This is a genomic window from Secundilactobacillus malefermentans, from assembly GCF_008033155.1.
GTDB classification, from domain to species: Bacteria; Bacillota; Bacilli; order Lactobacillales; family Lactobacillaceae; genus Secundilactobacillus; species Secundilactobacillus malefermentans.
Window position 1 is genome coordinate 294,841 of record NZ_CP042371.1, and the last position, 14,191, is coordinate 309,031.

Sequence of the window (14,191 nt, forward strand, 5' to 3'; positions counted from 1 at the left end):
TTGTTTACATTTCGAAGGTCGGAAACAATTTGTGAATTAATTGTTCCGGTTCGTATTTTTCAATATCAATCATCAAGATAACTTGGGTGATGCTTTCATAAGTCAACATCAGTAGGTCGCCACCCTGCTCATCCTTAATTTGATAGTACTGAATCCCTCGTTGAATCGCAATTAGGATAACCTGTTGTGCCTTGTGCGAAAGTCGACCAATTGCTGGCAAGAGCTTTCGCGAACTTAATCGTTCAGTCCGCCAACGAGTTGCAACACTCAACGCAAACGAATCAATAGCTTGATTTCCAGCTCGATTATAAATCATCACTGCCGGTGTTAACTCGGGATGCGTCATGACTTCAAATAAATCATCTAAAGCTGCCGTTTGCTCAATGTGCGCATTTAGCTCTGACGCCAACACTTTAAGGTCGCTAAAAATAGACACGCCTTCATTCTCAAGGTACGTATGAGCAGTTGGTAACTCTAGAGCAACGCGATTATTCTTTTCAATCCCTAATTGTAAAATTGCAGATAGCCGACTAGTATCCACTGGTCGAACCATCAAATCAATCATAAAGAATTTCATAAAGTACAAGGCGTGACGACTAATCCCATTAGAGGTAAATGGTGTATTATCCAAGGCACGTATTTCAAGATAGCGCGCACCGATTGACTTTAAGGTGTCAGGTGTTTCTGACCCCCGCATCCTGATTGGCGCCTGGTAATCAGCAATTGTTGCCAGCTGACCCAATTTAATTTGCTGGTTGAGATCTGCAATGTGTGCTTCTACAGACGCATAGCTCAATTTTTTAGTTGTTAAATTTACGAAACCCAAATCGCTATTTCGGATACTCCGAACAGGATGATCAATTTTTGAAAATGCTGAATGAGTTGACTCAGGACTGGCGCCAAATAGATACGTTAATAACCAACGATTACAAATAAAGTTTTGCATCATTCGCAAGTAAAGATTATTTTTAAACTCAATAACTGTTGCATACTCTGATTGATAGTGGCTGTACAGGCGATTGATCACTGGATCAGGGATGCTGTAGTTAACATGTACGCCGGTTGTAAGCTCGTCGCTATTAACTGTACCATTTGTTGTTCCATTGGCCCGAGGCGGCGCACTAAGCGGCCAAATTCGATCGTCACCTTCTAGTGAGCGATAAAAAGCAGTCTGAAGCGTATCTAACTGGTCAAGAACACCACCAATATTCGGATTTGGATCCGTCACAACTTCAAATTTAGTTTTCGTTTTATCCGCCTTTAGGTAGGGATGATATTCGTGCTTACCCAATTTACGGGGATAGGGTTGCTCGCTTAACCGACCCTCTTTGTCAACTCGATACGCTTCTACTTCAATTCCAATCAGACTATGAAAAAGCTGCTCAGCAACTCCTTCATCCTTGATTACTTGTAGTAAATTATCCAGCATATCCATCCCCCGTTTTACCGTCTTTAGCATTAATTATACCCAATTCAGAATTAATGAACAGTAAAAATCACTCGGTTATTTAATGATTTCTTTAATGAGCTCTGGTGCTGAAGCTGAATCAGCGATTTTAACGTTCTGGTAAATTTGTTCCTTGATATCATCAATTTGTTCCGTGTCACTGTAAATGGTCATGAGTGACTCGCCCTTGCTGACCTTATCACCAATCTTCTTATGGAGCACGATACCAACTGCATAGTCCAACTGATCATCAGCTTTTTGTCGGCCACCGCCTAAAAGCATGCTGGCAATTCCCATCTCATCTGCTTCAATTTCGGAAACAACGCCACTTTCCTTTGCAGGCAGTTCAATCTTAAATTTAGCTTGAGGCATAATTTCTGGATGATCAACGACACTTCCGTCTCCACCCTGGGCCACAACCATCGCTCTAAACCGCTCTAGAGCTGATCCATCTGTAATCGTTCCTTCGAGCTTTTCCCGAGCTTCGTCAAGCGTTTGTGCTTTGCCAGCAAGAACTACCATGTGGCTGCCTAACGTTAATACCAGCTCAAGGAGGTCTTTGGGACCATTGCCCTTCAGCAAATCGATGGATTCTTTAATTTCAAGGGCATTCCCAATCGCATTACCCAGGGGTTGATTCATGTCTGAAATGAGTGCCATGCAGTCCATTCCAACTCCCTGACCAATTTTTACAAGCGCCTTAGCAAGTGCTCGCGAGTCATCAAGCGTCTTCATGAACGCACCTGCACCAGTTTTAACATCAATCACCAGCGCATCTGTTCCTGATGCAATTTTCTTAGACATGATGGAGCCGGCAATCAATGGAATTGAATCAACCGTTGCCGTAACGTCACGTAGCGCATAAATTTTCTTATCAGCAGGGGCAATATTCCCTGTTGCGCCAATAATTGCCAACTTTTCTTTCTGAACCTGTTTCTTAAAGTCGGATTCGCTAATTTCCACCTTGTATCCTGGGATCGCTTCCAATTTATCCAACGTACCACCCGTATGGCCTAAGCCACGACCGGAAATCATTGGAACTGGGATACCCAGCGCTGCAACTAGTGCAGCAAGCGGAATACTGGTTTTATCTCCAACACCACCGGTTGAGTGCTTATCAACTTTGATGCCTTCAATTGATGACAAGTCCAAATGATCGCCAGAATGCATCATCGCCATCGTCAGTTTAGTCTGCTCACTATCCGTCATCCCATTGAAATAAATTGCCATTAACAAAGCACTCGTCTGGTAATCAGGGATAGACCCATCAACGACGCCATCAACAAAAAATTGAATCTCATCATCTGATAATTTATTTCCTTGTTTCTTTGACTCGATAATATCTAGCATTCTCATATTATTCACCTCATCTATTTAGTCATAATCCAAAAGTTTTTGCGCTGCATGCTGATCAATTACCAAACAGTTGGCATAACCACCCTTTAATGCAGCGTCAGTCGAAGTCACCTTTTCATCACCACAAACAACCAAAATTGCGTGAGCCTTTGTTTTCAAATCAGGTAGTGAAATCCCAATTGTTCGCTCATTCAATGTTTCATCAGCAATCTGGCCGTCCTTATCAATAAATCGAGAAAAAATATCACCAACTGCGTGTTTTTTTAAATAGGTAATTTCAGCCTTTTTTAAATATCCTAACTGAAAAATCATCGCGTTATCTCGAACCGTTCCAACCGAAAAAACAGCAATATTTGCTTCTTTAGATAGTTCCGTCACCTGCTGAATATGCCGTTCTTGTTCAACGAGTTGCTTAGTCTGCAAGTTATCAAATATCACTGGTAGCGGTAAGTACTGGGGGTAGGTTTGAAATGCATGGGCAAACGCGTTTATTGACTCAAACGCATAAGTCGGCTGCTCCGAGTAGGAAACGCCACCCTTCATTTGCACAACCGTGACACCTGGTACTGCCATCTCTGACAAATGAGATCCAACTGAGTAAATAGTTTTCCCCCACCCAATCCCAATGATATCTTGTGGCTTCGTGATAGATTCAAGGTACTGCGCCGCTGCTTGTCCAACCACACTTAAGCGTTCTTTAACGGCCAGCCCTCTAGTGGGAACCACGTGAACGTCAATTTGATACTTGCTTCTAAGTTGAGCCTCTAACGTTGAGACATCCATTAATAAATCGTTTATTTGAATTCGAACGATTCCTTGATCTCGAGCAAATTGTAAAAGCCGAGACACTGTTGGTCGCGAAATTGACATTGCTTTTGCAATTTGGCTTTGACTCATATTTTGTTCGTAATATAATTTAGCAACTTGGAGCCCGTGCTCAAATCTAACTTGTCGTGACTCGCTCAATCAATTCCACTTCCTTCACAACGGGGGGCGAATGCATCAAACGCCATTCGTCCCCCTCCTCAGTATTATAAACTAGCCTTTAACGGCTGTTTCTAAAGCAACCTTAATCATGTCATTAAACGATTTTTCTCGTTCTTCAGCTGTCGTTTCTTCACCCGTAATCAAATGGTTACTGATCGTTAAAACTGCTAAAGCGCGTACATGGTACTTTGCTGCCAATAGATAAAGTGCAGCAGTTTCCATTTCCGTTGCTGCCACGCCATAATCAACTAATTTTTGGCGGTCCATTTCATCATTATAGAAACGATCTTCAGAAAGAACGTTTCCAACTCGAACTGGAATGTCTAATTCATCAGCTGCATGATAAGCCGTATCCAGTAGGCCAAAATCAGCGATAGGTGCAAAATAGATTCCACCGCCAAACGTGTTATGGATAATGGATGAATCTGTGGTTGCACCCTCTGCCAAAATCACGTCACGAACGTGGACATCTGGGCTCATACCGCCTGAAGAACCAACCCTGAACAACGTTTTTACGCCATATTCATTAATTAACTCATTCGTGTAGATGGAAATTGATGGAATTCCCATGCCCGTTCCTTGAACGGATACTCGTTTTCCCTTATAGGTTCCTGTATAACCAAATGCGTTTCGCACTGTGTTATACCGAACAGGATTTTCAAAAAAAGTTTCGGCAATATATTTTGCTCGCAGTGGATCACCAGGAAGTAATACTGTATCTGCAATATCGCCCTTTTTTGCTTCAATATGCTCACTCATGAAATTTCCTCCTTAAGGGAATTATTTTAGTTCGTCCAAGAAACTTTGTCCGTTACCATTTCCAGAAACCTTGAAGTTATCAAGAACAGTTGCACCAAAATCAGCAAATGGTGAACGAATTCCTAGACTACCGGACTCTTTCATACTTGGCGAATAAGCAAGTAATGGGACAAATTCACGGGTATGGTCTGTTCCCCTAAAACCAGGATCATTTCCATGATCAGCGGTAATGAGCAAGAGGTCATCTGGTTTCATGTTGTCTAAAACCGTTCCCAAACGTTTATCAAATTCCATCAATGCATTTCCGAAGCCTTCTGGATTACGACGATGACCATACATCGCATCAAAATCAACCAGGTTAATAAAGCAAAATCCGGTGAAATCTTCAGTCATCACGTGATCGACATGATCCATTCCATCCATGTTGCTTTCGTTATGGTAACCTTCATCAATTCCGTGACCCGAGAATATGTCATTAATTTTACCAACACCAACGGTATGAACACCAGCTTGTTGGAGAAAATCAATATCAGTATCACCAGTAGGCTCCAAAGTGAAGTCGTGACGGTTTGCGGTTCGCGTAAAGTGATCCTTATCAGGACCCACGTATGGCCGTGCAATAATCCGACCAACCGTGTATTCAGGTCCATTAACGATGGAACGCGCGTACTCACAAATTTTATATAGTTCCTTGAGCGGAATAACGTCTTCATGGGCAGCAATTTGGATAACAGAGTCACCTGATGTATAGACAATCAGATCCCCCGTTTTCATCTGTTGCTCGCCAAGTTCGGCAATGATTTTTGTCCCTGATTCTGGTCGGTTACCAATTATCTTACGTCCTGAGAACTTCTCAAGCTTAGATAAAATTTCTTCAGGAAAGCCATTTGGAAATGTACTGAGCGCTTTTTTGACTGGCAAGCCCATCATTTCCCAGTGGCCGTCCATACTGTCCTTACCCGCCGATATTTCTTGCATTTTGCCATAGTAGCCAATTGGCTTTTCTACTGCTGGAACACCCTCAATAGGAACCGCTCTCAAATTTGAGATTCCTAATTTCTGAAGATTGGGGATCTTTAATTTACCGGCAAAATGTTCACCAACGTGGCCTAAAGTATCAGCACCACCATCATTGAACTTATCAGCATCGGGAGCTTCCCCAGTACCAACTGAATCTAAAACGAGACCAAAAACACGCTTATAAGTCATAAAATAACATCCTCTCTGGAAATTTTAGTAGCCTTTAGATGTATCCTTAGAACCTGTTAAAATAGCGACCGTTGCACTAACACCTAAGCGAGTTGCACCAGCTTCAATCATTTCAATGGCTTCCTCATATGAGTGAACACCACCAGAAGCCTTAACACCAAAATCAGGTCCAACGGTTTCTCTCATAATTTTAACATCTTCTAGTTTAGCACCAGATGTAGAGAATCCGGTAGAAGTTTTCACAAAATCTGCTTCGCCCTCAACTGTTAATTTGCTAGCAAGCTTGATTTCATCCTTGTTTAAGAGTGCTGTTTCAATAATAACTTTTAATAGTTTATTTTTTGCATGAACAGCTTTTGACAAAGCTTTAATATCTGCTAACACAACTTCGGTATTTCCACCGCGAAGTTCGCCAATATTGATAACCATGTCGATTTCCTCAGCACCAGCGTCAATCGCGTCATTTGCCTCATAAACCTTGGCATTTGTTGACATTGCGCCCAAGGGAAAACCAACAACTGCGATTGGATTAACAGTTGTGCCCTTTAATTGCTCCGCAACAAATGGAATCCAGTACGAGTTAACACAAACGGAAGCCGTATTATACTTTGCGGCCTCTTCACAAGTCTTTTGAATATCAGCCTTAGTTGCCTCTGCCTTTAAGTTAGTGTGATCAATATATTTTGCTAATTGTTCTGTCGTTAATTTCATTGTTTGAAACCCCTTTCATTTACAAACATAGAATACCTTATTTTTGAACAAATGTAAAATAATACAATGAAATTCTGTTCAAATTCTCATAAATAAAAACAGCCACCCTTTTAAGTGACTGTTTCATTGCTTATTTTCTAGCTTCCTGACGCGCATTTGCCAATCCAATCCACCGTTTACTAATTGAATTATCGATATTCAAATGATCGAGAATCTTCATGACGGTATGGTTCACAATGTCATCCACCGTTTTAGGCTGACTATAAAAAGCCGGAATGGGTGGAATGATTGCAACGCCCATTTTCGAAAGTTTCAACATATTTTCCAAATGGATTTGATTAAATGGGGATTCCCTTGGGACAATGATTAATTGTCGTTGTTCCTTCAGCGTCACATCAGCTGCTCTAGCAATTAAATTATCGCCCAAGCCCGTTGCAACGGCAGCAACTGTTTTCATACTTGCTGGAACAATGACCATTCCATCATGAAGAAAACTGCCACTCGAAATGGTGGCGCCCATATTTTGTTCCGGATAAACAAAATCAGCCAATGCTTTAACCTGTGCATCTGTATAACCGGTATCCTCCACGGCAAGGTTTTCTTTAGCCCATCGACTCATGACTAAATGAGTTTCCACATCGGGGTCTTGCTTTAACGCCTCTAGCAAACGAATCCCGTATATGGTGCCGCTTGCACCTGAAATACCAACAACAATTTTTTCCATGTGACCCCCCCTAAATTAATCTAAATACTTCTTCCAATCTGTAACTTCTTTAAATTGCGCCCGCTTAAACGTGTCCCGCATATCATAAGGGGATGTTCCATCTAAAACTAGCTTTGAACTCATTCCTCTAATTCTGATTCGCGCAGGATCATATTCAGGCAATTCGGATGGATCAAGTGGATGATTTCGCATCCCCTCTAAAACCATAATATCGCGATCAGCTTGGAACCGCGTATTAATGGTCCACATGACATCATTCCAATCAAAAATATCAACGTCTTCATCAACTAAAATAACCGTTTTAAGTTCCTTAAATGATGAAAATGCCAACAATGCGGCTTGGCGTTGAATCCCTTCATCGGCCTCGTTGTCTTTATGAATTTGCATAATCGTCATGAGCTTTCCACCACCAGCTGGTGCATTGTACACATTTAGGACCTTACCTGGAATTGCACGATCAACCAAATTTAGAATAGAAGCTTCTGTGGGAATTCCAGCCATTGAGACGTGCTCTTCAGACGGACCAATTGTTGTTTGAACGATTGGATTGTCCTTCCGATGCGTCACGGCCTTTATTTTAACCACGTTGACGGCAGGATTTGCTTTACCATTGTATCCTGGAAATTCTGGCATGGCGTATCCTGAATTCGTATTGATATCTTCTTGCATTTTCTGGTTTGGCATAATTTCAGCCTCGATAATCCACTCGGAACGAGCGATTCCCATGGCATCGACTGCGACACCAGGAACAATTTGGACAGCTTCGTTTCTGAGTGCCCCAGCGACCTGAAGTTCATTATAGCCAAGCGGTGTTGTCGGTGGCTCAAATGTCGCACCAATCGTGATTGCTGGATCTAAGCCAATATTGATTGTAATGGGCATTGGCTTGTTTTGATCTTCATACTCTTTCAAAAATGCCCCAATATGACGGCCACCAGGCATGATGTACATGCCGATGGTGTCTTTATCTTCCAAGACCATTCGATGAATCGTAACGTCGCTTTCTTGGCCGTCTACGCTATGACCATAAACAACCCCCATCGTAATGTAAGGACCAGCATCAACTGGTGTATTAGTTGGTGCTGCAAGTAATTTACGAATATCAAAGTCAGCGTCCGTTGCCAAATGGACAACCTCTTGCGCTGGCGCATTCGCTTTTGTAACCTCAACGGGAGCCACTGGATGAGTCACAGCCTCATTTAACATTTGACCCAACGTTTTGTAGTCATGATGCAAAATTTTTCCAACCCGTTTCCTAGATGCCTGTAAGCCAATCAAAACTCGGCTACCTGGAAACCCTTTTACGTTATTAAACATCATTGTTGGGCCTTCACTCGTTGGTCGTTGAACGGTTCCACCTGAACCAATATAACGATAGACACCAGCTAAATCAGCATCTGGATCAATTTCGACATTGGTTTCATGATACTGTTTAGGATCATCTTTTATTTCGCTTAGTACTTTTCTTAAATCGTATGGTTGTTCTGACATGAAAAGAACCTCCTCTTTTACTTACAGTATTTAGTATCGTTCATTTCTTGACTCAAAACAATTCGAAAAATAGCAGACCTATTCCGTAATGGAATGTGTCTACTATTTTTGGTTTTGTTGCGCAAATTTCCAGAACTGGTCACTTGCCAATGACTGGTTCTTCTTCGTTCGCACAAATGCTAATCTACTGTATTTAAGCGGCGTAATGGGAATCGCAACGACCTGGTCAAAATGGCTTAAATCAAATGATTTATTCATCATAATTGAAACTCCCATTCCCCGATTTAGCATTCCCAAAATCAAATCTATTCGTTTACCCTCATAAATAATGTCTGGTTTAACGCCCGCCTCCCTGAGTGAAGCGACTACCGGCGCCAATAGTTGGGTAGAATCATCTAACAGTAGAAATGATTCCCCCTTCAACATATTCACTGAAATCTCTTTTTGTTTCGCTAACGGATGAGTTTTCGGCAATAATGCGACAAAATAGTCTTGTTCGCTAGTCAACACGTCAAAACGAGGAATCCTATCAAAAAGCCTCGTAAAAATAATATCAGCACTTTCGTCGGCTAATTGATCAAAGAGCGAATCCGTTTCAACTTCATTAAATTTAAGCTCAATTTGAGGCTGTTGTTTGGCAAATTCCGTAATAACGTTAAAAGCGCCATACTGGGAAACTGATGGAATTGTTTTAATAATCAGACTATTTGTTCGTTGATTATTTTGCAGTTCAATCACTTTTTGCAACTCGCGCTCTTTCTCCAATAGTGAATTTACCAGAGGGAGAATCTTTTTGCCTTCTGCCGTCAAAGAAACGGTTCGATGGGCTCTGGAGAATAACATCACATGCCATTCTTTCTCTAACGAGAGAATATGCTTAGAAACGGTCGCCTGCGTTGAATAGAGGCGTTCCGCCGTTTCACTATAATTTTTAGTTTGGGCTAAATCTACAAAAGTAGCTAATTTTCGAGTTTCCATATTTACGCCAATCTCTTTCATTCCTATTTGGAATATTTTAACACAAAACTTGAATTGCTAGTATTTTCTTTTATCTGTAAACTTTTCGCTTGATTAGGCAATATAGTCTGACAGATATTAGGAGGTCTTTGTTATTATGCCAATTGGTATAACAGTAAACGCCCTTTCAGTCCTTCTGGGCGGTATTTTTGGTGCCCTAGGTGGCAATAAAATGTCAAAAGGGTTTAAGGAAAGTCTCAACATGGCATTTGGTGTTTGTTCAATGGCCATGGGAATTTTCGCAATTGCACCTATGAAAAATATGGCGGCGGTTATTTTCTCAATTATCATTGGAACAGCCATCGGCCTTATTTTTCACCTCGGAGAATGGATCAATCGTGGTGCTTCAAACATGCAAAAATTTATATCAAAATTCATCCATGCACCAGCAGCGCTTGATCAAAAAACGTTTGATGCAACTTTGGTCACGGTTATTGTTTTATTCTGTGCAAGTGGTACTGGCATCTATGGTGCTTTAACTGAAGGAATGAATGGGGACGCGACCATTTTAATTTCGAAATCAATTCTTGATTTCTTTACGGCCGCCATTTTTGCTGCCAATTTAGGCTACGTTGTTTCACTGATAGCGGTGCCTCAATTTGTTATTTTCATTATCCTATTCTTTGCCGCACACTTAATCTATCCCCTAACAAATCCAGCCATGATTCTTGACTTCAAAGCCGCTGGTGGCGTGCTGATGCTTGCAACCGGATTCCGAATGGTTCAAGTCGTCATGTTTCCTACTGCGGATATGATTCCGGCAATGATTGTTGCCATGCCAATATCCTGGTTTTGGATGGCAATCATTCTCCCCATGCTTTAATCTATTTCAACCAAAAAAGCCGACATTTTTGTCGGCTTTTTCTATTTGAATTTAATTTCGTAACAATATTCTAATTGCTTATGATAATCCAACTCAATGAAGTCCGTTGGTCGAACTTGGCCGTCTTTCTTCTCAAAATACTGTAGCCCAGCAATACCGAGCATCTTATACACAAATTGAGAACAAAACATGATGTTAGGTCGAATTGAATGTTTCGTGACCAATCCCAAAATATTGTAGGCACTACCGTCTTCGTTAATTTGTTTAACCTTCTCTGCGACCGCTTGTTTCTGTTCGCGAGTCGCTTGGATTCGATAAACAAGAATTGACGCATCCGGTTTTTGATGAAAGGCTTCTACAGTTTCGGGATTTAATCCAGGTGGATACACATTAACGCCACCATTATAACTAATAATTGTTTTTAAGTCTTTATCAAACGATAACGATGCATGATTAAATTGCTTCATCGTAAACATTGCAATCATTTCGCTAGCAGGACTTCCGGTATTTGAAATCACAATGTAAAGATACGGATCTGCCAGACTTTCCTCAACTTTTTCAAAGTACGCTTCAGTTAAAGAACCATTATTAATATAATTGGTGGAACTATGACGATGTAAATCACCAAAAGTCGCACTCAGATTTTTTACCGATAATGTGGACTTTAACTTATCGGCACTTTTTGTCGCATTAACAACCTTATTTAGGTTGTTTTTGAGAAAGTTAAAGCTCAATGTAGCGGCTTCCTCCACTGAAGGCGGGTAAAAATCTGCCGGTTTATTTGAAATAATAAATCGTTCTAACATAAGTGGTAAAGGAATAATCGCAGTGGCAAATACTTTAGCGATTAAATGACCAATTATCGATGTATGGGACTGTGCAACAAATACAACAGTGGTACAGAAGACAATTTGAACCGCCATCGCGAGAATAAATGAGATGATTAATCCAAACTTTACCGACCGCTTTGTTGTTCCTAGCATCGTCCGAATTGCCATTGCTAAAGCAAAGAAAACGTAAATTAAAATATAAATTGGTGCTGTGCCAACGACAAACAATCCAAGTAGGATAATAATGACAACCCAACTTGTTGCTTGCCTATATTGAAGCAGATCGTTCAATATGAGTCACTCCCAGTTATTATCTATTGCCGTTCCAATTTGGTGAATGCTTACGAAACTACGCTCGCTCAAGTACAGTTACCGACTCAACATGAGTCGTCTGTGGGAATTGATCAACTGGTTGAATCGGTTGATTAACTTTGTAACCTTGATCAGCAAATAATTGCACATCACGAACTAAAGTAGCGGGATTACAGCTAACATAGACAACCTTCTTGGGTTGCATCTTAGTGGCACTCTCAATTAGAGAAGCTGCTAACCCTTTACGTGGAGGATCTACCACAATCACATCCGGTTTAAGACCAGCTTGTTGCCATTCTGCCATCTTATCTTCTGCCTTACCAACCTCAAACTGAATATTATTCAAATGATTCTTTTGAGCGTTCACTTTTGCATCTTCAATAGCATCCGCAACAATTTCCACACCATAAACTTGCTTGGCGTGTTCAGCCATTGCCAAAGAAATCGTTCCGATTCCACAGTAAGCATCAATAACCGTTTCCTTACCACTTAAACCGACTTGTTCGATCGCTAGTTTATATAACTTTTCAGTTTGGACCGGATTAACCTGGTAGAAAGAGGTTGGTGAAATAGCGAAAGTTAAACCAAGGAGCTTGTCGCTGATGGTTTCTTTACCAAATAACACCTTGTTCTTCTTACCCATAATAACGTTTGTCTTAGCTTGGTTAATATTCTGAACGATACTAGTTACTTCTGGTAGTTGGGCGGTAATTTCCTTTACCAATTCATCAACCATTGGTAATTTTTGGGTTCTGGTTATGAAACAAATCATCGTTTCGTTTGAATAATAACCACGACGAATCATCAGATTACGGACAACCCCAGTGTGTGATGCTTCATTAAATGGTTCAATATGATATTTCCGAAGTAAATCTCGAACCACAACGATGGCTTCATCAATCTTAGGATCTTGAATATAATAGTCTTCAATTGGGACTAAGTCGTGAGAATGTTGACGATAGAACCCCGTCTCAAACTGGCCATTCACCATTCGAACTGGCACTTGGGCCTTGTTACGGTAGTGAGTAGGATCATCCATCCCAATTGTTGGTAAGACGTCGATACTTAAATCAGTTTTGTTTAGTAAATTTTGAATTTGGTCATGCTTGAATTTTAACTGTGCATCATAGGCTAGATGTTGTAAGGGCGCAATTCCGGTCTGCGTTAGCTTTTTATCGCCAGTCTCTACCCGATCTGCAGATTTTGACAGCCACTTCTCAACTCGACCAAAGCTAAAGCTCTTCTGAACTTTTGTGACCTTAACGGTTACTTTCTCGCCAGGAAGTGCTTCCGCAATAAAGATTGGAAAATCTTCAATTTTGGCAACGCCCATTCCTTGGTAGGTCAAATCTTCAATGGTTACTTCATACGTACTATTTTTCTCAACTGGTGCTTTAATTTTCATGTTTTCTCCGTTCTATCTATTAAAAGGGATTTTACTGTACTTGTGACATAATACAGCAAAATCCCTTATTTTCAAAGTAACCGAAGCTATTCGGCCTTCTTTTTTGTTTCAGGCAACTCATCAGGAAGCCCTTTTACCTTCTCAACAAATTTTCGTTCAGCCTCAATCATGTCTGGTGTTTCGGTAGTCAACAAACTGTTTGGCATGTCATCAACGTTAGCAAACATTTCAATATGACGAGGTAAATCAACAAATTTCATAGGTGCATCCCCACCATACTCGCCATCCAAATTGATCATCATTTTAGAGTTTACGGGTTTCGCAACCAACTTGTTCGTCTTCTTATAAATGATTCTTGGATCATCGACATGCTTACCGCCAGTTAACACAAGAACCATTAGATGAAGCATTTCAGCCAGGTTACTTGTCTTAACGATAATCATTGTAAACTTGCCGTCATCCAAAGATGCGTCTGGAACAATTTGTTCAAACCCACCAATGGAGTTCGTGAGTGCCAAAAGGAACATTGACGCCTTCCCTTTATATTCACCACCATCATATTTTAAATCCATTTCAATTGGTTTCATTTGGGGAAGTAATTCCGCTCCCTTTACTAAGTAAGCGAGATAACCAAATATTGACTTCAAATTGGATGGAACGTCGTAAGTGAGTTCGGTTAAAAGTCCGCCGCCCGCAATATTGATGAAATAATTATCACCAGCCATGCCAATATCCATGTTAATGGTCTGTTTCTTCAGTACAATTTTGGCAGCAGCTAGTGGATCCTCTCGAGGAATATGCAGGGCACGGGCAAAATCATTCGTTGTTCCAGCCGGAATAATTGCCATTTTCGGTCGCTTTTTCAAACCGGCAAGTCCGTTAACGACCTCGTTTATGGTGCCATCTCCTCCGGCAGCAACGATTAACTCAAAGCCCTCTTTTGCAGCTCGATTTGCTTCATCTTTTGCTGAATTTGGCTTTGGTGTCGTTGCGTATGCGCTAGTCTCGTACCCAGCCTGTTCAAATACCGCTAGTATATCAACGAGATCGTTCTTTAACGCTTCCCTACCTGATGATGGATTATAGATGATTCGTGCCCGTTTACGCATAATTTTCCTCC

The 14,191-nt window shown here is 41.0% G+C and carries 13 protein-coding genes; 1 reads left to right on the top strand and 12 read right to left on the bottom strand.

Features of this window, described 5'->3' with window-relative positions:
• Positions 1-4: 4 nt before the first annotated feature.
• From FGL90_RS01505 to FGL90_RS01545, 9 genes are all read right to left on the bottom strand, one after another.
• A complete protein-coding gene (locus FGL90_RS01505) occupies positions 5-1,459 on the bottom strand; it encodes a gamma-glutamylcysteine synthetase (protein WP_225423044.1) in 1,455 nt (484 codons plus the stop codon).
• Between the two features lie 45 nt (positions 1,460-1,504).
• Positions 1,505-2,803, bottom strand: a complete 1,299-nt coding sequence (locus FGL90_RS01510) for a pyrimidine-nucleoside phosphorylase (RefSeq protein ID WP_147656582.1) — start codon at positions 2,801-2,803, stop codon at positions 1,505-1,507.
• Positions 2,804-2,821: 18 nt separating this feature from the next.
• Positions 2,822-3,769 carry a sugar-binding transcriptional regulator gene (locus tag FGL90_RS01515; protein ID WP_147656584.1) on the bottom strand — a complete coding sequence of 316 codons (948 nt, stop codon included), beginning with the start codon at positions 3,767-3,769 and terminating at the stop codon, positions 2,822-2,824.
• A 72-nt stretch (positions 3,770-3,841) separates the two neighbouring features.
• Positions 3,842-4,549 carry a purine-nucleoside phosphorylase gene (gene deoD / locus FGL90_RS01520; RefSeq protein ID WP_010619648.1) on the bottom strand — a complete coding sequence of 236 codons (708 nt, stop codon included), beginning with the start codon at positions 4,547-4,549 and terminating at the stop codon, positions 3,842-3,844.
• A gap of 21 nt (positions 4,550-4,570) precedes the next feature.
• Positions 4,571-5,758, bottom strand: a complete 1,188-nt coding sequence (locus tag FGL90_RS01525; protein ID WP_147656586.1) for a phosphopentomutase — start codon at positions 5,756-5,758, stop codon at positions 4,571-4,573.
• Positions 5,759-5,782: 24 nt separating this feature from the next.
• Complete coding sequence (deoC, locus tag FGL90_RS01530) at positions 5,783-6,469, bottom strand: deoxyribose-phosphate aldolase (protein ID WP_147656588.1); 687 nt, start codon at positions 6,467-6,469, stop codon at positions 5,783-5,785.
• A 130-nt stretch (positions 6,470-6,599) separates the two neighbouring features.
• Complete coding sequence (locus FGL90_RS01535; protein WP_147656590.1) at positions 6,600-7,193, bottom strand: UbiX family flavin prenyltransferase; 594 nt, start codon at positions 7,191-7,193, stop codon at positions 6,600-6,602.
• 15 nt (positions 7,194-7,208) lie between these two features.
• Entirely contained in the window at positions 7,209-8,684 is a 1,476-nt protein-coding gene (locus FGL90_RS01540) for a UbiD family decarboxylase (protein WP_147656592.1), read from the bottom strand.
• A 102-nt stretch (positions 8,685-8,786) separates the two neighbouring features.
• Positions 8,787-9,662, bottom strand: coding sequence for a LysR family transcriptional regulator (locus tag FGL90_RS01545; RefSeq protein ID WP_147656594.1), 876 nt, complete (start codon positions 9,660-9,662; stop codon positions 8,787-8,789).
• 136 nt (positions 9,663-9,798) lie between these two features.
• Here FGL90_RS01545 and FGL90_RS01550 point away from each other — a divergent pair, with 136 nt between their 5' ends.
• The gene (locus tag FGL90_RS01550; protein WP_147656595.1) at positions 9,799-10,524 is read left to right on the top strand and encodes a DUF554 domain-containing protein; all 726 of its coding nucleotides are present in this window, start codon (positions 9,799-9,801) and stop codon (positions 10,522-10,524) included.
• Between the two features lie 41 nt (positions 10,525-10,565).
• Here the strand turns inward: FGL90_RS01550 and FGL90_RS01555 are convergent, their stop codons facing one another.
• The 3 genes from FGL90_RS01555 to FGL90_RS01565 form a co-directional block, all read right to left on the bottom strand.
• On the bottom strand, positions 10,566-11,645 hold the full coding sequence (locus tag FGL90_RS01555; protein ID WP_147656597.1) for a hypothetical protein: 1,080 nt from the start codon (positions 11,643-11,645) through the stop codon (positions 10,566-10,568).
• 58 nt (positions 11,646-11,703) lie between these two features.
• Positions 11,704-13,071, bottom strand: a complete 1,368-nt coding sequence (gene rlmD, locus FGL90_RS01560) for a 23S rRNA (uracil(1939)-C(5))-methyltransferase RlmD (protein WP_147656599.1) — start codon at positions 13,069-13,071, stop codon at positions 11,704-11,706.
• Between the two features lie 86 nt (positions 13,072-13,157).
• Positions 13,158-14,180, bottom strand: a complete 1,023-nt coding sequence (locus tag FGL90_RS01565) for a diacylglycerol kinase (protein WP_147656601.1) — start codon at positions 14,178-14,180, stop codon at positions 13,158-13,160.
• Positions 14,181-14,191 lie beyond the last annotated feature (11 nt).

What these genes read in the sequence shown, in the direction of transcription:
- deoC (WP_147656588.1), bottom strand. Translation starts at nt 6,469, where the DNA reads ATGAAATTAACGACAGAACAATTAGCAAAATATATTGATCACACTAAC.
- rlmD (WP_147656599.1), bottom strand. Translation starts at nt 13,071, where the DNA reads ATGAAAATTAAAGCACCAGTTGAGAAAAATAGTACGTATGAAGTAACC.
- FGL90_RS01540 (WP_147656592.1), bottom strand. Translation starts at nt 8,684, where the DNA reads ATGTCAGAACAACCATACGATTTAAGAAAAGTACTAAGCGAAATAAAA.
- FGL90_RS01565 (WP_147656601.1), bottom strand. Translation starts at nt 14,180, where the DNA reads ATGCGTAAACGGGCACGAATCATCTATAATCCATCATCAGGTAGGGAA.
- FGL90_RS01550 (WP_147656595.1), top strand. Translation starts at nt 9,799, where the DNA reads ATGCCAATTGGTATAACAGTAAACGCCCTTTCAGTCCTTCTGGGCGGT.
- FGL90_RS01545 (WP_147656594.1), bottom strand. Translation starts at nt 9,662, where the DNA reads ATGGAAACTCGAAAATTAGCTACTTTTGTAGATTTAGCCCAAACTAAA.
- FGL90_RS01510 (WP_147656582.1), bottom strand. Translation starts at nt 2,803, where the DNA reads ATGAGAATGCTAGATATTATCGAGTCAAAGAAACAAGGAAATAAATTA.
- deoD (WP_010619648.1), bottom strand. Translation starts at nt 4,549, where the DNA reads ATGAGTGAGCATATTGAAGCAAAAAAGGGCGATATTGCAGATACAGTA.
- FGL90_RS01505 (WP_225423044.1), bottom strand. Translation starts at nt 1,459, where the DNA reads ATGCTAAAGACGGTAAAACGGGGGATGGATATGCTGGATAATTTACTA.
- FGL90_RS01525 (WP_147656586.1), bottom strand. Translation starts at nt 5,758, where the DNA reads ATGACTTATAAGCGTGTTTTTGGTCTCGTTTTAGATTCAGTTGGTACT.
- FGL90_RS01535 (WP_147656590.1), bottom strand. Translation starts at nt 7,193, where the DNA reads ATGGAAAAAATTGTTGTTGGTATTTCAGGTGCAAGCGGCACCATATAC.